Source organism: Paraburkholderia sp. GAS42 (assembly GCF_050436565.1).
In the GTDB taxonomy this organism is placed as follows: Bacteria; Pseudomonadota; Gammaproteobacteria; order Burkholderiales; family Burkholderiaceae; genus Paraburkholderia.
On record NZ_JBNDML010000018.1, the window covers coordinates 68,457 to 92,532 of the forward strand.

Genomic DNA, 24,076 nt, shown 5'->3' on the forward strand with positions numbered 1-24,076 from the left:
CGTGCCCGCCCCGCTCTCATCGTCCGCTTCATCGTCTTCCTCGAATCCGCACGCGCAGTCGCAGATCGAACTCGTTCACGTGACGAAACGCTATGGCGACAGCGTGGCCGTCGACAAGCTCGATCTCTTTATCGAAGGTGGCAGTTATTGCTGTCTGCTTGGGCCATCCGGTTGCGGCAAGACCACGACGTTGCGCATGATCGCCGGCCACGAAACCGTCAACGACGGCGACGTGCTGATCGGCGATCGCAACGTCACGCTGCTCGAACCGAGCGACCGCGGCACCGCGATGGTGTTTCAGCACTACGCGCTGTTCCCGCATCTGTCCGCACTCGATAACGTTGCGTTCAGCCTGCGCATGCGCGGCGTCGGACGCGAAGAGCGCGAACAGCGCGCGAAAGCGCTGCTCGAACTCGTTTCAATGGGCCAATACGCGCATCGCAAGCCAGCGCAGCTTTCCGGCGGCCAGCAGCAGCGCGTCGCACTCGCGCGTGCGTTGCTGAACCAGCCGCGCTGCCTGCTGCTCGACGAGCCGCTATCCGCACTCGATCCATTCCTGCGCGTGCAGATGCGTGCCGAACTGAAACGCTGGCAGAAAGATCTCGGCATCACATTCGTTCACGTCACGCACTCGCAGGAGGAAGCGCTCGCGCTGGCCGATCTCGTCGTCGTGATGAACGGCGGCAAGATCGAGCAGGCGGGCACGCCGCATGAAGTGTTCAACCATCCGCGCACGGAATTCGTCGCGCGTTTTCTGGGCGCGCACAACGTGATTCCGGCGGGTCAGCAGATGATCACCGTGCGCGCCGACCAGTTGCGCGTCGCGCCGCACGGCACCGTGCCCGTGCAGGACGGCCGCGAAGGCTTGAGCCGCATCGGCGGTGTGCCATGCCGCGTGACGGCAACCGAGTATCACGGCACGCACGTCCGCATGAGTCTTGTGACCGCCGATACCGATCGCGAGCTGATCGCGCTCGTCGGCGATGCTGAATACGACCCCGCCCAGATGAAGGTAGGTGCGCGCGTCATCGTCTGGTGGAGTGAGGCACATGCGCATGCGCTTGCTGCCTGAAGCGCATTGAAACACGCTTTAAACGATCCGATTTTCTCTGAAAGCATCACAAACGCAACGAGGAGCCTTTGCCATGAGCGACAAGAAAACAACGGACGCCCAGGTGGACACCGCCGCCACAGCCGTCCCTGAGACAGCAACGCATGCACCCGAAGCCGCCGCACCTGGCGGTCTTTCGCGCCGCACCTTCCTGAAGGGTGCGGTTGCGGCCGCCGGTATCACCGGCTTCCCATACGTCCACGCGCAGGAAAAGATCACGCTGCGCTATCTCGGCACGGCCGTGAACCAGAGCGCCGACATCGCGAAGAAGTTCAAGGAAGACACGGGCATCGAGCTGCAATACATTCCGCTCACGACCGACGACGTCACGAAGCGCATCATCACGCAGCCGAATTCGTTCGATATCGCCGACACGGAATACTTCTCGCTGAAGAAGCTGATTCCGTCGGGCACGCTCGTCGGCCTCGACGCGAAGAAGATCAAGTATGCGGACAAGATCACACCTGTGCTCACGCGCGGCGAAATCGGCGGCAAGAAGATTGGCGACCAGGGCACTGCGCCGAAGAAAGTCATGTTCCTGACGGGCGAGCATTCGACGCAGTTTTCCACCACGCCCACCGAATGGATGACACTGATCCCGACGACGTACAACGCCGACACGCTCGGCATTCGTCCGGACCTGATCAAGCGCCCGGTGAGCACGTGGGCCGATCTGCTGAATCCTGAGTTCAAGGGCAAGGCGGCGCTGCTCAACATCCCGTCGATCGGCATCATGGACGCCGCCATGGCACTCGAAGCCAGCGGCAAGATGAAGTACGGCGACAAGGGCAACATGACAAAGAAGGAGATCGACGGCACCATCGCCGCGCTGATCGAAGCTAAGCGTGCAGGCCAGTTCCGCGCATTCTGGCGTGACTTCAACGAAAGCGTGAACCTGATGGCGTCGGGCGAAGTGGTGATCCAGTCGATGTGGTCGCCGGCCGTGACGAAGGTGCGCACGATGGGCGTGCCCTGCACGTTCCAGCCGCTGAAAGAAGGCTATCGCGCGTGGGCGTCGGGCTTTGGCTTGCCGCGTACGTTGCAGGGCCGCAAGCGCGATGGCGCGTATGAGTTCATCAACTGGTTCCTCGATGGCTGGGCAGGCGCGTATCTGATGCGTCAGGGCTACTACTCTGCCGTACTTGAAACAGCACGGCCGAAAATGCAGGCGTACGAGTGGGACTACTGGATCGAAGGCAAGCCCGCTACGCAGGAAATCAAGGCGCCAGACGGGCAGGCGCTTGAGAAGGCCGGTGCCACGCGTGATGGCGGTTCCTATCAGGCGCGGATGGGCGCAATCGCCTGCTGGAACGCGGTGATGGACGAGAACATCTACATGGTCCAGAAGTGGAACGAGTTCATCGCAGCCTGATCGTCTGTACATGAGGCAGGGCGCGCCCTGCTTCGCTTCTCAAGTCATTCAAGGACAACGCGATGGCAACGCTTCCCGACACGATCGCCGCTTCGCCTGTCGCACGCGAACGCCGCAAGGAGCGGCGCTCCGCGTGGTGGCAAGCCGCACCGCTTACGCTCGCCTTCCTGCTGTTCTTCATCGTGCCGCTGGTGATGACGCTCGTTGTGAGCTTCTGGAATTTCAACGAATACGAAATCATCCCGGCATTCACGCTCAAGAACTATCAGGCGATCTTCGATGGCTGCGGTTCCCTGACCAATGTGTGCGTCACGCTCAAGACTTACTGGTCGACGCTGCGCTTTTGCGTGATCGTGTGGGCGGTGACGCTGGTGCTCGGCTTTTCGATTGCATGGTTTCTCGCGTTTCATATACGCACAGTACGCATGCAGACCATTCTGTTCCTTGTCTGCACAATTCCGTTCTGGACGTCCAACGTGATCCGCATGATTTCGTGGATGCCGCTGCTGGGTCGCAATGGGCTCGTCAATGACGCGCTGGTGGGCGCGCATCTCGTCGATAAACCAGTTGAATGGCTGCTGTATTCGGATTTCGCGGTCGTGCTTGCGTTCGTGCATCTCTTCACGTTCTTCATGATCGTGCCGATTTTCAACGCGATGATGCGTATCGACCGCTCGCTCATTGAAGCCGCGCGCGATGCCGGCGCGAGCGGCTGGCAGATCGTATGGCGCGTGGTGCTGCCGCTGTCCAGAACCGGCGTAATCATCGGCTCGATCTTCGTTGTGACGATCGTGATGGGCGATTTCCTGACCGTTGGCGTGATGGGCGGACAGCAGATTGCATCGGTGGGGAAGATCATTCAGGTACAAACATCGTATCTGCAGTTTCCTGCCGCGGCCGCTAACGCGATGGTGCTGCTCGCCATTGTGCTGATGATGATCTGGGCGCTGACGCGTCTCGTCGATATTCGCAAGGAGCTTTAAATGACCGCGCCCAAAATTCTGCGACGCGACCGGCGTCCCGCGAGTTTCTACTGGCTCTCCGCACTGTTTGCACTCTTCGTGCTATTTCTTTACGGACCGACGATCACGATTTTCATCCTGTCGTTTCAGGGACCGGAAGGCGGCTTGACGTTTCCGATGCGCGGCGTTTCGCTGCACTGGTTCCAGCAGCTGAGCCAGGGTGTCGGACAGATCGACATCTGGGGCGCCTTTGGCCGCTCGATGAAACTGGCGCTCGTGACGATGATGCTGACCGTCGTGTTTTCGCTGATGGCGGGTCTCGCATTCCGCCGGCGCTTTCGCGGTGACGGCGCGGTGTTTTATATGAGCATCGCAAGTCTGATCATGCCGTCAATCATCGTTTCTTTAGGCATTGGCCTGACGTTCCGTCTGCTCGATATGGGCGTGAAAGCCTTTGCAACGACGGTTGGCTGGCAGAGCTTCGCCGACAGCTATACGACCTCGATGGGCCTGTACACGTCGGCGCTCGGTGCGCATCTGACGTGGACGCTGCCGTTCGGCCTGCTCGTCATGTTCGCCGTGTTCAACCGCTTCAACCGCAGTTGGGAAGAAGCCGCGCACGATCTGGGCGCGACGGCATGGCAGCGTTTTCTGTATGTCGTGCTGCCGATCATCGGCGCATCCGTGATCGGCGTCGGCATGTTCGGCTTTACGCTTTCGTGGGACGAGATTGCGCGGACGTCGCAGGCTATCGGCGATGCGAATACGTTGCCGCTGGAATTGCAGGGGCTGACCACATCGGTGACGACGCCCGTGATCTACGCGCTCGGCACGACGACCACGGTGATGTCGTTTGCGGTGGTGATCTTCTCCATACTGGCCGTGCGCATGATCGCGAGCCGGCGGAAGAAAGCGGGGCTGCTGGAGGCGGTGGAATGAAGCAGACTAAGGCGTGTCGCCGGAAGAAGGCTCTGCTTCCTGCGACAGGCGCGCTTTAGCGTGCCGCATCTTTTCAAGCGTTTTAGGGCCGAGCCTTAGCGCGACGCCGATCGCAAGTGCGTCCATGATGCACAGATGCACGAGGCGCGACACGCCAGGTGTATTCGGATCGATCGCGGTCGGCACACGAAGCAACAGCGGAATATCTACGAGCCACGCAAGACGCGAACCTACGTTCGTGAGCCCGATCGTCGTCGCACCGCGTTCCTTTGCGATCTGGATGCTTTCGTTCACTTCGACGCTACGTCCTGAATGCGAAATCGCGAATGCGACGTCGCCGGGTTCCATCAAGCCGGCGTAAAGCCGTTGCAGATGACCATCGGTGAATGCGCTTGCCGCGATATCGAGCCGCAGGAAACGCAATGCTGCGTCTTGCACTGCGAGACCCGATCCCGAGCCGACGCCAAAGAAATACACACGCCGCGCCGTAGCAATCGCCGAAATCGCAGCTTCAACCGCTGAAGGTTCCAGCGCGCCGCGCGCATGCGTGATGCCCTGAACAGCGGCTTCGCTGACCTTGTCGAAGAGTGTCTGGAGATCGTCATCGCGCGCGACTGCGGTCGATGCATACGGCAATCCGCCCGCGACGCTTTGCGCGAGCAGCATCTTGAAGTCGCGCAGACCATGCGCACCGATCGCGCGACAAAAGCGCGTGACAGATGGCTCCGACACGTCGGCGCGTTGCGCGAGCTCGGTGATGCTGGCGCGCATCGCGAAGTCGACGTCGCTCAGCACCATGTCGGCAACCTTGCGTTCAGCCGGCCGCAGCGACGCAAGCGCGTTGCGGATGTGGGGAATCAGGTTCGGAGCGGACACCCGTGCGTTCCTGTTGGGTTAGAAACTCCGCGTTCCGTCATTGCTTCGACGGCTCCGGCAACACGCGGATCAGCCAAGCCTGGCACCACTCTCCGTGTCGAACAGATGCAGATGTCCGGCCGGCAGTCCAAGCGCGACACGCTGGCCAGGCTCGATCTTCGAGCGCTGACGCGTCGTGACGCACCACGTGCTGCCGCCAATCTGCCCGTATAGATGGGTTTCCGCGCCCGTCGGCTCGACGACTTCGACTTCCATCGTCACGCCCGTGTGCGCCGTCGTGTCCGTTTCGATGTGCTCCGGCCGGATACCGAGTGTGACCCGCGCCCCCGGCGCGGCGTAGGCTTTCGCGGCGTCCGGCAGCGGAATGACGTGGTTATCGGAAAGCGCGAGCACGAAGCCGAGGTCGCCTTGCACGATCGTGCCTTCCGCGAAATTCATCGAAGGCGAGCCAAGGAAGCTCGCGACAAACAGGTTCGCGGGGCGATCGTAAAGTTCAAGCGGACGTCCAACCTGCTCGATGCGTCCGGCGTTCATCACGACGATGCGGTCAGCCATCGTCATCGCTTCGATCTGGTCGTGCGTGACGTAGATGATCGTATTCTTCAGACGTTGATGCAGCGCCTTGATTTCAGTGCGCATCTGCACGCGCAGCTTTGCGTCGAGGTTCGAAAGCGGTTCGTCGAACAGGAACAGGGACGGCTCACGCACCACCGCGCGGCCCATCGCGACACGCTGCCGTTGCCCACCCGACAAAGCGCGCGGCAGGCGGTCCAGATAGCCGCCGAGGTTCAGCATTTTCGCGGCCGTCTCGATACGCGGCTTGAAATTTTTCTCTGATTCCTTCCGGATACGCGGACCAAACGCGATGTTCTCGTACACCGAGAGATGCGGATACAACGCGTAACTCTGGAACACCATCGAAATATTGCGTTCCTGCGGGGCGAGCGCATTCGCACGCGTGCCGCCGATCATCAGATCGCCGCCGCTGATCTCTTCGAGACCGGCCACCATGCGCATCAAGGTGCTCTTGCCGCAGCCCGAAGGGCCAACCAGCACGACGAATTCGCCATCGTCGATATGGAGGTCGATGCCATGCACGACCTGCGTATCGCCGTAGCGCTTGAAAATGCCGCTCAGTTGCACCGCTGCCATACTGCCCTCGTCAGGATCGAAAGCGCCGCGCGCGTTGCGCGACGTTCATGCGTTCATCGTGCGATTCTGTTCAAACCAGCTGCCTGCCGGCGCCCTACAGCGCCTCGAGCGTCAATTCCTCTGCCATCATGCGGTTGCCCGCCATCAGGCCGCCATCGACCGGCAGTGCCACGCCCGTAATCACCCGCGCTGCAGGCGAAGCGAGAAACAGTACCGCGTCGGCGATATCGTCGGGCGTTGCGAAGTCGCGCAGCGGGTACCACTTCTTAAGCGCCTCGAAAACCTGGGGATTCTTGTCGACACGTGCCTGCCACGCCTGCGTCTTCACCGTGCCCGGACAGACGATGTTCGCGCGGATGCCATAGCGCCCGAGTTCCAGCGCAAGCGCCTTCGTGTAACTGATAAGACCCGCTTTAGCCGCGCTGTATGCCGGGTGCCCAAGCGACGCCATGCCGTTCACCGAACCGATCAGCACCAGCACGCCGCTTTCACGCTCGATCATCGATGCGCGCACGGCTTCTACCGTGTGATACGTGCCGTTCAGATTCAGATGGACGTCGCGCTGCCAGCTGGCGGCGTCGGTTTTGGCGAGCGTCAGGCCTTCGGCTGCGCCTGCATTGGCGACTACGACGTCAACAGGGCCGGTTGCCGCTGCGGCCTTTGCAACAGCGTCGCTCACGGCGGCGGCATCGCCGATGTCGACCGCCACGGGCGTAACGTGTGCCGCGCCAAGCCCGGCGGTCAACGCATTGAGCGCCGTCGCGTCGACATCGAGCGCCAGAACCTTATCGCCCTGCTCCACGAAGCGTTTGCATAACACCCTGCCGATTCCGCCGCAGGCACCCGTCACCAAGACCACGCGATTCATGTCCGACCTCGTCGATGTTGCCCTGCGCGCCGCCGCCTGATGCCCGCGTCGCCGCCGTTACTGCCCGTGCTGCCCCCTGATTCGTGCCCGCCGCGTGCGCTCGAATGGCGGCGGTCTGCCGTTGTTTTTCGCTTCGCGGCGCGTGTAAATTTCCAACAAACACAGCGCCCAGCGGTATTTCCAGCACGCTCGGCCTTTGTCCGGTCTTTTCCTGCACCGCACAAAATATGCCTTCTTTACAGCATATTAAGCAGAAAAGGCTCAAAGAAAAAATATGGCGAACCCTACGTGACAACTATTTTTTCGTCCTGTAGGATTTTTTCAAACAATCCAAACCCAGCGGCCGGCTACGGCGGCAGACCACCCCAGGAGAGACGAAAATGTCGTTGCATGCACGTGCTTCACTTACGCTCGGCAAGCTGGCCGTTGCGCTTACCGTTGCAGGTATCGCAATCTCGGCACACGCCGATACGGTCCGCGTGACCGTCGCCCACTACAGCGACGCCACCGCGCCGTACTTCGAGAAAATGGCCAAGGAGTTCGAAAAGGCCAATCCCGGCACCACGATCAAGATCGAGGACGTGAACTGGGACACGCTGCAACAAAAGCTGCAAACGGACATTTCGGGCAACGCAAACGCCGATCTGGCCATTGTCGGCACGCGCTGGCTGCTGGATTTCGTGAAGGACGGCGTTGCCGAGCCGCTCGACGGCTACATGGACGCCTCGTTCAAGAGCCGCTTCATCGGCCCGTTCCTCGCACCGAGCGAGATCAGCGGCAAGACCTACGGCCTGCCGATCGCAGCTTCGGCACGCGCGCTGTACTACAACAAGGATCTGCTCGCTTCGGTCGGCTATCCGAACGGCCCGAAGACGTGGAATGACGTGATGGACGCGTCGAAGAAACTGAAGGCCAAGGGTGTTGCAGGCTTCGGTCTGCAAGGCAAGGAAATCGAAACCGACGTGTACTACTACTACGCGCTGTGGACGGAAGGTGGCGACGTACTGGGCAAGGACGGCAAGGCCGCGTTCAACTCGCCGGCTGGCGTGAAGGCCGCGACGATGTACAAGCAGATGATCGACGAAGGTCTGACGCAGCCGGGCGTCACGGGTTACAGCCGTGAAGACGTGCAGAATCTGTTCAAGCAGGGCCGCGTCGCGATGGTGATCTCCGCACCGTTCCTCGCCAAGCAGATCAAGAAGGAAGCGCCGAACCTGAAGTACGGTATCGATCCGGTGCCGATGGGCACGAAGGCAGCAACGTACGCGGTCACCGATTCGATCGTGATGTTCAAGAACTCGAAGGTGAAGAAGGACGCCTGGAAGTTCCTCGACTTCCTGTTCACGAAGCAACCGCGCGTCGAATTCACGAGCACGGAAGGTTTCCTGCCGACGACGAAGGCCGAAGCGACGGACCCGGTGTTCAACGATCCGGACACGAAGGCATTCGTTGCACTGCTGCCGACGGCGAAGTTCGCGCCGACGGTGACGGGCTGGGAAGACACCGCGAAAGCCGTGACCAACTCAATGCAATCGATCTACCTCGCCAAGGCCAAGCCGGCGGACGCGCTGAACGACGCGGCCACGCAGGCGAACAAGGCGCTGGGTCATTGATGTGGCGGGCCGTGTCGAAGCCATTATGGCTTCGATTGCGGCCCGTTTGATGTTTTCCGGGCTTGAACGGGTGGTGTCGGCGCCTGCTCAAGCCCCGCCTTGATCGGCCCATTCTGGCGCGCCGGCGTGATATTGCATCATGGCCGGCGCCTCTTTTGATCGAGCACGCATGAGCCGTCCCGCTTCGTCGCGCCTTCCGGCGCCCTGGTTGCTGATTGCGCCGAGTCTGATCCTCGCGCTCTTCATCATCACCTATCCAATTTTCAACATCGTGTGGCAATCGGTGCATGAGGTGTCGCGTTTCGGTGCGATCCGCGATTTCACCGGCCTCGAGAACTTCCGCACGGTCTTCACCGATCCCGCGTTCCTCGATGCGCTGCGGCGTACGCTCGTGTGGACGGTGTGCGTAGTCGGCGGCACTGTCCTGACTTCGGTGCCTGTTGCGCTGGTGCTCAATCAGGATTTCTACGGCCGCGGCATCGCGCGCACGCTCGTGATGCTGCCGTGGTCCGTATCGCTGACGATGACGGCCGTGGTCTGGCGCTGGTCGTTCAACGACGACTACGGCATGGTCAACGTCACGCTTCAACGCCTTGGTCTGATCTCTGGTCCGATCCACTGGCTGGCTACCCCTGAACTGGCGTTCCCGGTGGAAATCGCGGTGGGTATTCTCGTGTCGGTTCCCTTTACGGTGACGATCCTGCTTGGCGGCCTGTCGTCGGTGCCGGGCGACATCTACGAGGCCGCGCGGATGGATGGCGCGAGCGCGTGGCAGATGTTCCGCAAGCTCACGCTGCCGCTGCTGCGTCCGTTCGTCAATATGGCGATCCTGCTGAACGTGATCTACGTGTTCAACTCGTTCCCGATTATCTGGGTGATGACGCAGGGCGGTCCGGACAACGGCACGCATATTCTCGTCACGTACCTGTATGAGCTGGGCTTCCGGCTTGGCAGACCGGGGCAGGCGGCAGCCGTGTCGCTCATCATGCTCGTGATGCTGTTTGTGTTCTCGATGGCGTATCTGCGCATCCAGCCGAAGTCGTCAGGAGACCTGGCATGAGCATCAAGATGAAGCGCACCGTGTGGTGCTGGCTCGCCCTCACGCCGCTGATTATCGTGATCCTGTTTCCGTTCGCGGTGATGCTTTTCACCGCGCTCAAGCCTGCTAACGAAGTGTTTGTTTATCCGGCACGCTGGCTGCCGGTGCACTGGCAGTGGCAGAACTTCGTCGATATGTGGACGGCGGCGAATTTCGGCGTCGCGTTGCGTAATAGCACGGTCATCAGTCTGCTTTCGACGGCGCTGGCGCTTGCCGTTAGCCTTCCGGCCGCTTATGCGCTTGCGCGCTTTCCGTTCAAGGGACGCGGCGTGTATCGCCAGTTCCTGCTCGTTACGCAGATGCTTTCGCCGATTCTGCTGGTGGTCGGTCTGTTCCGGCTTGCAGCGATGATTCCTTACGGCGACGGTAATCTGGTCGATTCGAAGATCGGCGTGATCGTTTCGTATGCGGCCTTCAATATCGCGTTTGCGGTGTGGATGCTTTCGTCTTACTTCCAGACGGTGCCCCGGGATCTTGAAGAGTCGGCCTGGCTTGAAGGATGCAGTCGGACGAAGGCTGTTTTCAAGGTGTTTTTGCCGCTGGCCGTGCCGGCGATCGTCGTGACTGCAATCTTCACGTTCATCAATGCGTGGAATGAGTTTGCTGTGGTCTATACGCTGATCCGCTCGCCTGAGAACAAGACGCTAACCGTACAGGTGACCGATATGGTGGCCGGCAAGTATGTCGTCGAATGGCATCTGGTGATGGCTGCGACGCTGTGCGCGACCTTGCCGGTTTCGGTTGTATTTGCCTGGTTGCAGCGGTACCTGGTTAAGGGGCTTGCGCTTGGGGCCGTGAAGTAGCGGAATCATCGATTCGGCCCGACAGCTTTTGAACCTGTTGCCGCGTCGCCCATCGGCCTCTCCCCTGCCGTAAAAATGGCGCTCTTGCCCAGGTCGAGAAATTGCTCTGCCGTCGTAGTCGAAAAGAGATGCATGGCGCGCGCGATGATGGCGGTCCAGCCGGTCTGGTGGCTCGCACCAAGACCCGCTCCGTTATCGCCGTGGAAATACTCGTAGAAAAGGACATGGTCGCGCCATAGCGGGTCCTCCTGAAGCAACCGGCTGCCCCCATAGACCGGCCGCCGCCCATCGTCGTCGCGCAGGAAAATGCTGGCCAGCCGACGCGCAATCTCCTCGGCGATCTGATACAGGGTCATGTGCCGGCCGGAGCCCGTCGGACATTCGACCGTGAAATCATTCCCGTAGTAGCTGTAGTACTGCAGCAAGGCCCGGATAATCAGCGCATTGACCGGCATCCAGATCGGGCCGCGCCAGTTGGAGTTGCCCCCGAACATTCCCGTATCGGACTCGGCCGGCAGATATGACACCCGGTACTCCTCGTCGCCCACGCGGTGCACGTAGGGATGTTCCGCGTGGTAGCGGGAGAGCGAGCGTATGCCGTAGGGACTCAGAAACTCGTTTTCGTCGAGCATCGTCGCCAGTACGCGGCGCAGCTTGCTCTCGTCGAGGACGGCCGCCAGCTTCCGACCGGCATGGCCAGGCCTGTTCGGGTTATGAATGAATGCGGTGAGTTCCGGGCGCGCCTCCATGAATTTGCGCAATCCCAGTTTCGCCTCGGGAACCGCGTCCATGAGGTCTCCGGTAAAGGAGGTGACCGCGCACAGCGGGAGCAGTCCCACCATGGAGCGAACCTTGAGGCGCTGTGAGCCACCGTTCGGCAGTCGAAGCACGTCGTAGAAGAAGCCGTCTTCTTCGTCCCACATTCCAGTATTTTCGCCGGCATGAAGCATGGACGACGCAATCCACAGAAAATGGGAGGTGAACTTGACACACATCTGGATGTAGGCGGGCCGCTCGAGCGTCAGCTCGATCGCGATCTCAAGCATGTTCTGGCAAAACAGCGCCATCCACGCTGTGCCATCGGCCTGTTCCAGGTGGCCGCCCGTCGGCAGCGGCGCACTGCGGTCGAAAACCCCGATGTTGTCCAGCCCCAGGAATCCGCCTTCGAAGACGTTGTCCCCTGAGCGATCCTTGCGGTTCACCCACCAGGTGAAGTTGAGCAGCAGCTTCTGAAAGGAGCGCTCGAGCCATTCGACGTCGCCCTTTCCGTGCCGCGCCTGATCGAGTCGATACGTGAAGATCGTGGCCCATGCATGCACCGGCGGGTTCACATCGCCGAAGTTCCACTCGTACGCCGGAATCTGTCCGCTCGGGTGGAGATAGCGGTCCCGGAACATCAGTTCCAGCTGTTGCTTGCCGAAGTCCTCATCGACGAGGGTCAGCGCAAGGACATGAAACGCCAGGTCCCAGGCTGCATACCATGGGTATTCCCACTTGTCCGGCATCGAGAGAATGTCCGCGTTGTACAGGTGGCGCCAGCGGTCATTGCGGGGTGCGCGGCGTTTCGACCCGGACGGGCCGGTGCCGGCCTCCGAAAGCCACTTGTCGACATCGTAGAAGTAGAACTGCTTCGACCACAGCACGCCCGCGAGCGCCTGGCGCATCACGCTGGCGGCATCCGCGGCCAGCGAAGAAGGGATCACTTCAGCGTAGAACTCGTCGGCTTCGCGCCGTCGAGCGTTCATTGTCGTAGCAAACGCAATTCCGAACGGTCCGTCATCCGCGTTTCCAGGCGCAGCGGACGGCGCGGGTGCCTGATCGCTCAGACGCAGGCGAAGCGTTCGGGATTCGTGTGCGTCAACAGTGAGCGAATAATGGGCCGCAGCTTTTGTGCCTTCATTCGCTGGGTCGACTGCGCCCTCGCGACCGTGAACGATATAGTCGTTGATGCCGTCCTTGACGTACGGCGTCCGGTTGGGAACGCCCGCAAGGCGCTCGGTGTTGGTCTCGTTCCCGGTGAACAGCAGCGAGCATTCGCCTTCGCAAAAGAGGAACCGCTCTCCGAGATCCGCATCTGACGCAACGACCGTACCGCAGGCGTCGTGCCCGGCCGACTGCCGCAGTAACGGTCTTGGAACATCGGCACCCCACGACCATACGTTGCGAAACCATACCGTCGGCAGCACGTGCAGCGTAGCCGCCTCCGGGCCGCGATTGCAAACGGTGATCTCGATGAGAACGTCTTCTGGCGAAGCCTTCGCGTATTCGACGAATACATCAAAATATCGGTCATCGTTGAACACGCCCGTATCGAGCAATTCGTATTCGAAATCCTGTCGGCTCCTGCGCCGGTTGGTCGCCACGAGGTCATCGTACGGATAGGCCGCCTGCGGGTATTTGTACAGATACTTCATGTACGAGTGGGTCGGCGTGGAGTCGAGATAGAAATAGCATTCCTTGACGTCTTCGCCGTGGTTTCCCTCGCTGTTGGTCAAGCCGAACAGGCGCTCCTTGAGGATGGCGTCCCTGCCGTTCCACAGGGCCAGCGCGAAGCAGAGGCGCTGGTGGTCATCGGAGATGCCGGCGAGGCCATCCTCTCCCCAACGATATGCGCGGGAACGTGCCTCATCGTGAGTGAAATAGTTCCATGCGTCGCCGGACTCGCTATAGTCCTCGCGCACTGTTCCCCACTGCCGCTCCGATAGATAAGGCCCCCACTTCTTCCAGGCCACCTCCTGCTCGCGCTCTTCCTGAAGACGCTTGTGCTCAGCGGTCACCTGACACCCCCACGTTTCTGGCCGATTAAGTGAAGCCGCCTTGCGTCATGGACCGATTCGACTGCCACGGCCACTACGAGCGCGGTGGTCGAACAGTAGCACCATGTTTCTAATTACAACTCCGGTTGCTGGCGGTCGTGATGCACGTCTTGCCGTTTGAGCTCTTTTATACACCGTTGCCATGAATGGTTCTGTTCCTCCTCAAGCTTGCAACGCTTCCATCAGCACCTGCACTAACCGGCCACCTTCCGGCGTGGCCCAGCTACCGGCAAGTGCCGCGATCATCTGGTTGGTACTCGTCAGCGTGACGCCACCGCGCTCCATCCGGCGCAGTGCAATGTCGTCAGCCATCTTGTCTGAAGAAATTCTTCATTTCCCCAAAGCTCCAATTTACTTGACATCTAAACTATCAAGGGCTAAATTAAATCCAGAAATCCACGTCTGGAGCACGGCATGCGAATCGTCTGTATCGGAGGAGGCCCCGCTGGCCTGTACTTTGGGCTGTTGATGAAGGGCCGGAACCCGCAGCACGAAGTGACGGTGGTTGAAAGAAACCGTCCGTATGACACGTTCGGCTGGGGCGTCGTGTTTTCGGACCAGACACTCGGCAACCTGCGCGCGGCCGACGCGCCCAGTGCCGATCACATCCTCGACGCGTTCAATCACTGGGACGACATCGAGATCAACTTTCGCGGCAAACAGGTTCGCTCGTCCGGCCACGGCTTTTGCGGCATTGGCCGCAAGCGTCTGCTGAATATCCTGCAGGCGCGCTGCGAGGAACTGGGCGTCAAGCTCGTCTTCGAAACCCAGGTGACGAATGACGACGTCTACGACGCCGACCTGATCATCGCCTGCGACGGCGCCAACAGCGCAATCCGCCAGAAATACGTGGCGACGTATCAGCCCGACATCGACATGCGCAACTGCCGTTTCGTCTGGCTCGGCACGAAGAAGCTCTTCGATGCATTCACGTTCGCGTTCGAAGAAACCGAATGGGGCTGGTTCCAGGCGCACGCGTACCGCTTTGACGACAACACGTCGACATTCATCGTCGAAACACCTGAGCACGTGTGGCGGGCCGCGGGTCTTGAAGAGATGAGCAAGGAAGACGGCATCGCATTCTGCGAGCGGCTCTTTGCGAAATATCTCGACGGCAATCCGCTGCTTTCCAATGCGAGCCACCTGCGCGGCTCGTCGCAATGGATCCGCTTTCCGCGCGTCGTCAACAAGGAATGGGTGCACTGGAAACCACGCGCGGACGGCAGCAAGACGCCGGTCGTGTTGATGGGCGATGCCGCGCACACCGCGCACTTTTCGATCGGCTCGGGCACGAAGCTCGCCCTCGAAGATGCAATCGAACTGGCCAGCAGCATCGACGCGCATCCCGACAATCTCGGCGAAGCGCTAAAGCACTACACCGAGGTCCGCAGCGTCGATGTGCTGCGGATTCAAAACGCTGCGCGCAATTCGACGGAATGGTTCGAGAACGTCAACCGTTACACGTCGTTCGATCCGGAACAGTTTGCCTATTCGCTGCTCACGCGCTCGCAGCGCATCTCACACGAGAACCTTCGAGCACGCGATGCGCGCTACGTGTCGCAATTCGAAGACTGGCTCGCGAGCGAATCAGGCACCGCGCGTGCCGAACACCAACGTCCGATACCGCCGATGTTCACTCCGTTCACGCTGCGTGGCGTCACGTTGAAGAACCGGGTCGTCGTGTCACCAATGGCGCAGTATTCTGCCGTCGATGGCATCGCCGGTGACTATCATCTGATGCATCTCGGCGCGCGCGCCATGGGCGGCGCCGCGCTTGTGATGACCGAAATGACCTGCGTGTCGCCGGAAGCGCGTATCACGCCCGGGTGCCCTGGCATGTATGCACCGGAACATCTCGACGCATGGCGAAGGATCGTCGAATTCGTGCATCGTCAGTCGGATGCAAAGATCGGTTTGCAACTCGGACACGCTGGCGCCAAGGCATCGACGCGCGTCGCATGGGAAGGCATCGATCAGCCACTTCCAGACGGCAACTGGCCGCTGGTTTCAGCTTCGCCGCAACAGTATTTGCATGGCGTAAGCCAGTGGTCGCGCGAAGCGACGCACGACGATCTCCGAACGATCGAAGCGCAATTTGTGCGTGCAACGGAAATGGCCGTTAAGGCCGGCTTCGACTGGCTCGAACTGCACTGCGCGCACGGATACTTCCTTTCGAGCTTTCTCTCGCCGCTTACCAACAAACGCACGGATGAATACGGTGGCTCGCTCGCGAACCGTCTGCGTTATCCGCTGCAGGTGTTCGCTGCGATCCGCAAGGTGTGGCCTGCGGACAAGCCGATTTCAGTCCGCATTTCCGCACACGACTGGGTCGATGGCGGCACAACCCCGGATGATGCCGTTGAAATCGCACGCGCATTCAAAGCGGCAGGTGTGGACATGATCGACGTTTCGTCGGGACAGGTCAGCAAGGAAGAAAAACCCGTCTACGGCCGCATGTTTCAGACACCGTTCGCCGATCGCATCCGCAACGAAGCTGGCATCGCGACGATCGCCGTCGGTGCGATTTCGGAAGCGGATCACGTCAACAGCATCATCGCTGCGGGACGCGCCGATCTGTGCGCGGTCGCGCGTCCACATCTGGCCAATCCTTCGTGGACGCTCAACGAAGCTGCGCGAATCGGCTATTTCGACGTTGCGTGGCCGAGGCAGTACATCGCCGCGAAATCGCAGCTTGAACGTAATCTCGAGCGCGAACGCGCGCAGGCCGTCGAGAACGCGCAGCTGTCGCCACAGGAGCGCGCGCAGCGCGCGGAGGGAACAGTGTGAGCAACGCATGGCAGGGACTTGAAGGACGACATGCCGTCGTCACGGGCGGCGGCAGCGGCATCGGTGCAGCGACAGCCACCGCGCTTGTACGTGCGGGTGCACGCGTCACACTGATGGGCCGCGATGCGGCAAGACTCGAAGCGCAACGCGATGCGTTAAGCGGTGCAGGCGAAGTGAGCTTCGTCAGCGTCGACGTCACGCAGGAAGCTTCGGTTGTGGCGGCATTCGCGCGGGCAACCGAACGTGCGGGCCCGGTCGATGTGCTCATCAACAACGCGGGTCAGGCGCAGGCGGCACCCTTTGCGCACACCGACATGTCGCTCTGGCAACGCATGCTCGACGTGAATCTCACCGGCGTTTTCCTGTGCACGCGCGCCGTGTTGCCCGCGATGCTCGAACGCGGCACAGGCCGGATCGTCAACGTCGCAAGCACGGCTGGACAGACGGGATACGCCTACGTCGCCGCCTACTGCGCCGCGAAACACGGCGTGATTGGCCTCACCCGCTCACTCGCGCGCGAAGTCGCTACAAAGGGCATCACCGTAAACGCAGTGTGTCCCGGTTATACCGAAACAGAACTGCTGCGCGCATCGCTCGATCAGATCACCGCGAAGACTTCACGCAGCGAGCAGGAAGGGCGTGAAGCACTGCTGCGTCAGAATCCGCAACACCGTTTCGTCGCGCCGGAAGAAGTCGCGAACAGCGTGCTCTGGCTATGCGCGCCGGGCTCCGATGCAATCACCGGACAGTCGATCTCCGTCTCAGGTGGAGAAATAGTGTGACCCCTACAGCCAAAGTGAAAAAGACATCTGCTGCTGAAGCAAAGACAGCGCGCAAAGGCGTGGCCAAACCCGCCGACAACGTCGTCGATCTTGAGATGAGTACTGGCGCGGACAGCCATATGGGTCTGCGTCTGTGGCTGCGCATGCTGACCACCACCAACCTCGTGCAAGCCGAATTGCGCAAACGTCTGCGCGCTGATTTCGACACGACGTTGCCGCGTTTCGATCTGATGGCGCAACTCGAGCGCCATCCCGACGGACTGAAGATGACCGAGCTGTCCCGCCGCATGATGGTGACAGGTGGCAACGTCACGGGCATCACCGATCAGCTCGAAAAAGAAGGGCTCGTGGTGCGCGATGTCGATCCGAACGACCGTCGCTCGATCAGCGTGAAGCTCACCGCGGACGGCCGCGCGCTCTTCGACAGCATGGCGATTGCGCACGAACAGTGGGTCGTCGAAATGTTCGGCGGCCTCGACCTCGACGAAAAATCGCGGATGCATCTGCGTCTAGGCAAGCTCAAGAAACATCTGCTCGATAACCTGGGCAGCTGATCCGCACCGAACTGGAGAAGACTTCCATGACACAACACAACGCCGATGCGCTCTTCGCCGGCAATCGCGTCACGCTGGCGAATTACGAAGCACGGCATTTCGGATGGTCGGTTAAGGCAGGCGTCGCAACGGTCACATTGAACCGCCCCGAACGCAAGAATCCGTTGACGTTCGAATCGTACGCGGAACTGCGCGACCTCTTTCGTCAGCTTGCATATGCAACGGATGTGAAGGCCGTCGTGATTCACGGCGCGGGAGAAAACTTCTGCTCAGGCGGTGATGTGCACGAAATCATCGGGCCGCTGATTGATCTGCCGATGCCGGAACTGCTGATGTTCACGCGCATGACGGGCGACCTAGTGAAGGCGATCCGTCATTGCCCACAACCGGTAGTAGCGGCCGTCGATGGCGTGTGTGCCGGCGCGGGCGCGATTCTCGCGATGGCGTCCGATCTTCGGCTCGGCACGGCGCGCAGCAAACTCGCGTTCCTGTTTTCCCGCGTGGGTCTCGCGGGCTGCGACATGGGCGCGTGCTCGATCCTGCCGCGCATCATCGGCCAGGGACGCGCCACCGAGCTTCTGCTCACGGGTCGGTCTGCCAGCGGCGAAGAAGGCCTCGCTTGGGGCTTTTACAACCGCCTGTGCGAACCTGATGCGCTGCTTGATGAAGCGGCAAAGCTTGCCGCTGACCTTGTCGCCGGACCGACGTTTGCTCACGGCATCACGAAGAAGATGCTGCATCAGGAATGGAGCATGAGTGTCGACGAAGCGATCGAATCGGAAGCGCAAGCGCAAGCCATCTGCATGAGCACGCTCGACTTCGACCGCGCATATCGCGCATTCGCAGCGAAATCACGCCCTGTGTTCGAGGGAGACTGAGTTGAACGCTTTCGCTAAACCAGACATGCATGGCGCACTCGCATGGCCATTCTTCGAAGACCGTCATCGCGAACTCGCAGCCGGAATCGAAGCGTGGGCCGCGACACATCTACGCGATGAAAAACACGATGACGTTGACGCAACCTGTCGCCATCTCGTCCGCGCGCTGGGCGAAGCGGGCTGGCTGAAATACGGCGTCGGCGGCACGGCTTATGGCGGCCACGGCGATACGATCGACACGCGCGCCGTGTGCCTGCTGCGCGAAACACTCGCAAAGCATTCAGGCCTCGCCGATTTTGCGCTGGCAATGCAAGGCCTGGGATCCGGTGCAATCTCGCTCGCCGGCACGCATGAACAGAAGCAGCGCTATCTGCCGCGTGTCGCTAGCGGTACGGCAATTGCCGCCTTCGCGCTATCCGAACCGGAAGCCGGATCGGACGTTGCCGCGATGGCGCTATCCGCGCGCCTGGATGGCGACTCATACGTGCTCGACGGCGAAAAAACGTGGATATCCAACGGGGGTATCGCCGACTTTTACGTCGTGTTCGCACGCACCGGCGAAGCGCCCGGCGCACGCGGCATCTCCGCATTCATCGTCGATGCGGACACGCCGGGTTTGCAGATCGCCGAACGCATCGACGTGATCGCGCCGCATCCACTCGCGCGACTGCATTTTGCGGGTGCACGCGTGCCGCGCAGTCACATGCTCGGCGCGCCCGGTGAAGGCTTCAAGATAGCGATGCGAACGCTCGACGTCTTTCGCACGTCGGTTGCGGCGGCATCGCTTGGATTTGCACGTCATGCAATGGAATCGGGCCTTGAACGCGCGGCATCACGCAAGATGTTCGGCCAGACACTCGGCGACTTCCAGTTGACGCAGGCAAAACTCGCACAGATGGCGTTGACCATCGACAGCAGCGCACTGCTCGTCTACCGCGCGGCGTGGCTGCGCGATCAGGGCGAAAACGTCACACGCGAAGCAGCGATGGCGAAATGGCATGCCAGTGAAGGCGCGCAACAGGTGATCGACGCGGCCGTGCAACTGTGGGGCGGTATGGGCGTGCAAAGCGGCATGGCCGTCGAAATGCTGTATCGCGAGATCCGCGCACTGCGTATTTACGAAGGCGCGACGGAAGTGCAGCAACTGATCGTCGGGCGTGACGTGCTTAAGGCGCATGCATCGCAACGTGAACGTCGGGAGCCGAAGCCATGAGTGCCGCGTTCGAATTGCCCGTGCGCATCCGCTTCGCGCATTGCGACCCGGCGGGCATCGTTTATTTCCCTCAATACCTGATCATGACCAACGCACTGGTCGAAGACTGGTTCACCGAAGGCCTGAAGATCGACTACGCGCACATGATCGAAACGCGGCGCGTCGGCTTACCGATCGTCAAGCTCGAATGCGAGTTTTCGCGACCGAGCCGGATGGGTGAAACGGTCACCCTATCGCTCTCGCTGGACGCTATTGGCCGACGCTCGGTCAAAATCGACATCGTCGGCCAGTGCGGTAATGAAGTGCGTTTCCGCGCACATCAGGTGCTGGTGACGACGTCGCTTGAAACGGGCGCGTCGGTCGATATCCCCGAAGACATCGCCGCCGCCATGACGGCGTTCGCCCCGCAATACCAATCCACGCAGGAGCTTCGCTCATGAAAAAACCTCTGCTGCCAGCCGGTTGGGTCAAGCCGCGCGGCTACGCAAATGGCGTCGCCGCGAGCGGCACGCAGGTCTTCATCGCCGGACAGATCGGCTGGGATGAAGAGGCGCGCTTCAAGAGCACGGAATTCGCCGCGCAGGCGATCCAGGCCCTCCGCAATGTAGTCGCGGTACTGCGCGAAGCGAACGGCAAGCCGGAGCATCTGGTGCGCCTCACGTGGTATGTCACCGACAAGCGCGAGTACCTCGCTTCGTTAAAGGAAATCGGTGGCGCATTCCGCGAACTGATCGGCGACTACGACATCGCGATGAGCGCGGTTCAGGTGGTCGCGCTGATCGAAGACGAAGCAAAAGTTGAAATTGAAGCGACTGCTGTGATCCCTCACGAAGCCCGCTAAACATCTCACCCGCTCCGGAGACCATGATGGAACCGTCAGCACACGTCGATACCTTCGCACGGGACAATCTCCCGCCGCAGGATCAATGGCCCGTGTTTCTGCTGGACAACCCTGACGTGGCGTATCCCGCGCGCTTCAACTGCGCGACGGAACTGCTGGATCGCAGCGTCGAAGCTGGCTGGCGCGACCGTCCCGCAATCTGGTCTGAAGTGGACGGACGACCGCAGTCCACCACGTACGGCGAACTGCTAACCCTGGTGAATCGCAGCGCGCACGTACTGGTCGAAGAAATGGGATTGCGTCCCGGCAATCGCGTGCTGCTGCGTGGTCAGAATACGTTGCAGATGGCCGTGGCGTTTCTCGCGGCGCTCAAGGCCGGGCTCGTCGTCGTGCCGACCATGCCGCTACTGCGCGCGAAGGAACTCAAGCAGATCATCGACAAGGCGAAGATCAGCGCCGCACTGTGCGACAACCGCCTGCTCGACGAACTGAAACGCTGCGCGAATCCCAACGATGAATTCTTTTGCGTGGATCTCAAACAAACACGCGTCTTTCACGATGACTCCGCTGATTCGCTGGAAACACTCGCGGTCAACAAGCCGGCCGAATTTACCGCGTGCGACACCGCCAGCGACGACGTCTGTCTCATCGCGTTCACCAGCGGCACGACGGGCACGCCGAAAGGCTGCATGCATTTTCATCGCGACGTGCTCGCGATGTGCGACCTGTTTCCGCGTCACGTGCTCAAGCCTTCGCCCGATGACGTGTTCTGCGGCACACCGCCGCTTGCTTTCACGTTCGGCCTTGGCGGCATGCTGTGCTTTCCGCTGCGCGCCGGTGCATCAACTGTGCTGATCGAGCGACTCACGCCGGAAACGCTGCTGCAAACCGTCGAACGCTTTCACGCGACGGTGATGTTCACCGCGCCCACGTTCTACCGGCAGATGGCGCCGCTGCTGCCGCGCTTCGATACATCGAGCCTCTGCAAAAGCGTGTCGGCGGGCGAAGCGCTCCCTGACTCGACGCGTGCGCTGTGGCGCAACGCGAGCGGCATCGAGATGATCGACGGTATCGGCGGCACGGAGCTGATCCACATTTTCATTGCTGCGGCAGCCGATGATGTGCGCCCGAATGCGATCGGCCGCGCGGTGCCGGGTTATGTCGTGCAGGTGGTCGACGATGCAATGCAACCCGTTCCACGCGGCACGATCGGCAAGCTTGCGGTACGCGGACCCACGGGTTGCCGCTATCTTGCAGACGAGCGTCAGCTGAAATTCGTGCGCGACGGCTGGAATCTGCCCGGCGATTCGGTGTATCAGGACGAAGACGGCTACGTGTTCTATCAGGCACGCGCCGACGACATGATCGTATCCGCGGGCTACAACATCTCCGGCCCGGAAGTCGAAAGCGCGCTGATGCAGCACGAAGCGGTGGCCGAATGCGGCGTCGTCGGTATGCCCGACGAAACGCGCGGGCAGATCGTGAAAGCGTTCGTCGTGGTGCGCCCAAACTATGTACCTGACGACAGACTGATCGCGCAACTGCAGGATTTCGTCAAGAATACGATTGCGCCATACAAATACCCGCGCGTGATCACGTTCGTCGATGCCCTGCCTCGCACGGAGACGGGCAAGCTCAAACGGTTTGCGTTGCGCGCGATGTAGTTCATCCTGACACCGTCGTTTTTGCTGGAGTGTTCCGCCATGACCCCATCTCCACGGGACGCCCTTATGATGTGACCTCCGCGGCCACGCTCCCAACCTGCCGTCTCGTACTAAACTTCGAGTTCGACCCAAGCGGGATGATGAGGGACTGGCCCCTCTGTTCGCGCGCAGCGAACGTAACGGAGACCCACGCATGACGCACCACATCGAAGGGAACAAACGCTGGCTCGCGCTGATCGTCCTGTGCATGGGCGTGCTGATGATCGTCCTCGACACGACAATCGTGAACGTCGCGCTGCCGTCGATTGCAGCGGACCTCGGCTTCTCAGAGACTTCGCTCGTGTGGGTCGTCAACGCGTACATGCTGACCTTTGGCGGGTTTCTGCTGCTGGGCGGGCGTCTCGGCGATCTCTTCGGGCACCGGCGGCTGTTCCTTGCCGGTATCGCCCTCTTCACGGTTGCATCACTCGCCTGCGGCATTTCGACTACGCAGGTTCTGCTCGTGTGCGCGCGGGCCGTTCAGGGTCTGGGCGGCGCTGTCGTATCGGCGGTTTCGCTCTCGCTCATCATGAATCTGTTTACCGAAACGGGCGAGCGTGCAAAAGCGATGGGCGTCTACGGTTTCGTGTGCGCGGGCGGCGGCAGTATCGGCGTGCTGCTCGGCGGGCTACTCACCAATGTGCTCAGCTGGCACTGGATTTTCCTCGTGAATCTGCCGATCGGCATCGCTGTCTATGCACTGTGTCTCGCGCTATTGCCAGCAGGGCGTGGCAAGCAGGAGGCAGGCAAGCTCGATGTCGCGGGTGCGGCCAGCGTCACGGCATCGCTGATGCTGGCGGTCTATGCGATCGTCAACGGCAACGAGGCCGGCTGGACGTCTCTCACCACGCTTGGCCTTCTTGCCATTGCCACCGCACTGCTCGTAGTCTTTCTGTGGATCGAATCGCGCGTGCGTCATCCGTTGATGCCGCTCGGCCTCTTCACACTGCGCAATGTCGCGACAGCGAATGTCGTCGGGGTGCTGTGGGCAGCTGCGATGTTCGCGTGGTTCTTCATCTCTGCGCTCTATCTGCAGCGTGTGCTCGGCTACCAGCCAATGCAGGTCGGTCTCGCGTTTCTGCCCGCGGACCTGATCATGGCGTTCTTCTCGCTTGGGCTCTCTGCGCGGCTCGTGATGCGCTTCGGTTTGCGATTGCCGCTGGCCGTTGGCCTCCTGATCGCGGCGTGCGGACTCGCGCTTTTCGCGCGCGCGCCGGTGGATGGTCACTTCCCGATCGACGTGCTGCCCGGCATGCTGCTGCTCGGCTTCGGCGCAGGTATCGCGTTCAATCCGCTGCTGCTCGCCGCAATGAGCGACGTGAAGCCGGAAGATTCCGGGCTCGCGTCAGGTATCGTCAACACGGCGTTCATGATGGGCGGTGCACTCGGTCTCGCGATTCTGGCGAGCCTCGCCGCCGCGCGCAGCGACCAGCTTCTTGCGCGCGGCGCACCGGCGCCCGTCGCGCTCAACGCCGGCTATCACGTTGCGTTTCTATCTGGGGCAATCTTCGCAGCGGTCGCGAGTCTCGCGGGCGCAGCATTCCTGCGCGCACGCGCGTCCTCGCCCGGGTCCTTACCTTCCCCGCACGGCACTGCAAAACGCCCTGGCAGCGGAGCCACAGCTCGCAGCAGTTGAACCATGGGGAGACGTCATCATGGGCCATGAAAGCAATGACGTTGCCCCGTCCGAGCGCGCGGACGATGTGC

General features: G+C 61.1%; 20 protein-coding genes and 1 pseudogene. 16 read left to right on the forward strand and 5 right to left on the reverse strand.

From position 1 onward, the window contains the following. Position 1 precedes the first annotated feature (1 nt). The 4 genes from P3T16_RS24580 (at position 2) to P3T16_RS24595 (ending at position 4,384) form a co-directional block, all read left to right on the forward strand. Complete coding sequence (locus tag P3T16_RS24580; RefSeq protein WP_429256191.1) at positions 2-1,072, forward strand: ABC transporter ATP-binding protein; 1,071 nt, start codon at positions 2-4, stop codon at positions 1,070-1,072. A gap of 73 nt (positions 1,073-1,145) precedes the next feature. After that, positions 1,146-2,483, forward strand: a complete 1,338-nt coding sequence (locus P3T16_RS24585) for an ABC transporter substrate-binding protein (RefSeq protein WP_429344264.1) — start codon at positions 1,146-1,148, stop codon at positions 2,481-2,483. A gap of 62 nt (positions 2,484-2,545) precedes the next feature. After that, positions 2,546-3,466: an ABC transporter permease gene (locus P3T16_RS24590; RefSeq protein WP_429256193.1), complete on the forward strand. Its 921-nt coding sequence runs from the start codon at positions 2,546-2,548 to the stop codon at positions 3,464-3,466. Continuing rightward, positions 3,467-4,384 (forward strand): ABC transporter permease, encoded by a 918-nt coding sequence (locus P3T16_RS24595; RefSeq protein WP_429344265.1) that lies wholly within the window; start codon positions 3,467-3,469, stop codon positions 4,382-4,384. It begins immediately after the preceding gene. Positions 4,385-4,390: 6 nt separating this feature from the next. On the opposite strand, the gene P3T16_RS24600 is transcribed toward P3T16_RS24595, so the two are convergent. From P3T16_RS24600 to P3T16_RS24610, 3 genes are all read right to left on the reverse strand, one after another. Then, positions 4,391-5,260: a MurR/RpiR family transcriptional regulator gene (locus P3T16_RS24600; RefSeq protein ID WP_429344266.1), complete on the reverse strand. Its 870-nt coding sequence runs from the start codon at positions 5,258-5,260 to the stop codon at positions 4,391-4,393. A gap of 69 nt (positions 5,261-5,329) precedes the next feature. Then, entirely contained in the window at positions 5,330-6,412 is a 1,083-nt protein-coding gene (locus tag P3T16_RS24605; protein WP_429344267.1) for an ABC transporter ATP-binding protein, read from the reverse strand. A gap of 94 nt (positions 6,413-6,506) precedes the next feature. Then, positions 6,507-7,280: an SDR family oxidoreductase gene (locus P3T16_RS24610; protein ID WP_429344268.1), complete on the reverse strand. Its 774-nt coding sequence runs from the start codon at positions 7,278-7,280 to the stop codon at positions 6,507-6,509. 380 nt (positions 7,281-7,660) lie between these two features. Between P3T16_RS24610 and P3T16_RS24615 the strand changes: the two genes are divergently transcribed. The 3 genes from P3T16_RS24615 to P3T16_RS24625 all read left to right on the forward strand — a co-directional run bounded on the left by P3T16_RS24615 (position 7,661) and on the right by P3T16_RS24625 (position 10,795). Then, positions 7,661-8,893 carry an ABC transporter substrate-binding protein gene (locus P3T16_RS24615; protein WP_429344269.1) on the forward strand — a complete coding sequence of 411 codons (1,233 nt, stop codon included), beginning with the start codon at positions 7,661-7,663 and terminating at the stop codon, positions 8,891-8,893. Positions 8,894-9,062: 169 nt separating this feature from the next. Beyond that, positions 9,063-9,953, forward strand: coding sequence for a carbohydrate ABC transporter permease (locus P3T16_RS24620; RefSeq protein WP_429256199.1), 891 nt, complete (start codon positions 9,063-9,065; stop codon positions 9,951-9,953). Next, positions 9,950-10,795 (forward strand): carbohydrate ABC transporter permease, encoded by an 846-nt coding sequence (locus P3T16_RS24625; protein ID WP_429256200.1) that lies wholly within the window; start codon positions 9,950-9,952, stop codon positions 10,793-10,795. The genes P3T16_RS24620 and P3T16_RS24625 overlap by 4 nt, the downstream gene beginning before the upstream one ends. A gap of 5 nt (positions 10,796-10,800) precedes the next feature. Here P3T16_RS24625 and P3T16_RS24630 read toward each other — a convergent pair whose 3' ends face one another. Both P3T16_RS24630 and P3T16_RS24635 read right to left on the reverse strand, forming a co-directional pair. Further along, positions 10,801-13,572, reverse strand: a complete 2,772-nt coding sequence (locus tag P3T16_RS24630) for an MGH1-like glycoside hydrolase domain-containing protein (RefSeq protein ID WP_429344270.1) — start codon at positions 13,570-13,572, stop codon at positions 10,801-10,803. A 201-nt stretch (positions 13,573-13,773) separates the two neighbouring features. Next, positions 13,774-13,935: pseudogene (locus P3T16_RS24635) on the reverse strand (isochorismatase family protein); the annotation flags it as partial. Between the two features lie 90 nt (positions 13,936-14,025). On the opposite strand from P3T16_RS24635, the gene P3T16_RS24640 reads away from it, so the two are divergent. The 9 genes from P3T16_RS24640 to P3T16_RS24680 all read left to right on the forward strand — a co-directional run bounded on the left by P3T16_RS24640 (position 14,026) and on the right by P3T16_RS24680 (position 24,005). Then, complete coding sequence (locus tag P3T16_RS24640) at positions 14,026-16,398, forward strand: bifunctional salicylyl-CoA 5-hydroxylase/oxidoreductase (RefSeq protein WP_429344271.1); 2,373 nt, start codon at positions 14,026-14,028, stop codon at positions 16,396-16,398. Beyond that, complete coding sequence (locus tag P3T16_RS24645) at positions 16,395-17,180, forward strand: SDR family NAD(P)-dependent oxidoreductase (protein WP_429344272.1); 786 nt, start codon at positions 16,395-16,397, stop codon at positions 17,178-17,180. Before P3T16_RS24640 ends, P3T16_RS24645 begins: the two co-directional genes overlap by 4 nt. Next, on the forward strand, positions 17,177-17,734 hold the full coding sequence (locus P3T16_RS24650) for a MarR family winged helix-turn-helix transcriptional regulator (protein WP_429344273.1): 558 nt from the start codon (positions 17,177-17,179) through the stop codon (positions 17,732-17,734). Before P3T16_RS24645 ends, P3T16_RS24650 begins: the two co-directional genes overlap by 4 nt. Positions 17,735-17,760: 26 nt before the next feature. Beyond that, a complete protein-coding gene (locus tag P3T16_RS24655; protein WP_429344274.1) occupies positions 17,761-18,612 on the forward strand; it encodes an enoyl-CoA hydratase family protein in 852 nt (283 codons plus the stop codon). Positions 18,613-18,637: 25 nt separating this feature from the next. Beyond that, entirely contained in the window at positions 18,638-19,825 is a 1,188-nt protein-coding gene (locus tag P3T16_RS24660) for an acyl-CoA dehydrogenase family protein (protein WP_429344344.1), read from the forward strand. A gap of 20 nt (positions 19,826-19,845) precedes the next feature. Then, positions 19,846-20,265, forward strand: a complete 420-nt coding sequence (locus P3T16_RS24665) for an acyl-CoA thioesterase (RefSeq protein ID WP_429344275.1) — start codon at positions 19,846-19,848, stop codon at positions 20,263-20,265. After that, a complete protein-coding gene (locus P3T16_RS24670; protein ID WP_429256207.1) occupies positions 20,262-20,666 on the forward strand; it encodes a RidA family protein in 405 nt (134 codons plus the stop codon). The genes P3T16_RS24665 and P3T16_RS24670 overlap by 4 nt, the downstream gene beginning before the upstream one ends. A gap of 26 nt (positions 20,667-20,692) precedes the next feature. After that, the gene (locus tag P3T16_RS24675; protein WP_429344276.1) at positions 20,693-22,330 is read left to right on the forward strand and encodes an AMP-binding protein; all 1,638 of its coding nucleotides are present in this window, start codon (positions 20,693-20,695) and stop codon (positions 22,328-22,330) included. 193 nt (positions 22,331-22,523) lie between these two features. After that, positions 22,524-24,005: a DHA2 family efflux MFS transporter permease subunit gene (locus P3T16_RS24680; RefSeq protein ID WP_429344277.1), complete on the forward strand. Its 1,482-nt coding sequence runs from the start codon at positions 22,524-22,526 to the stop codon at positions 24,003-24,005. Positions 24,006-24,076: the final 71 nt, after the last annotated feature.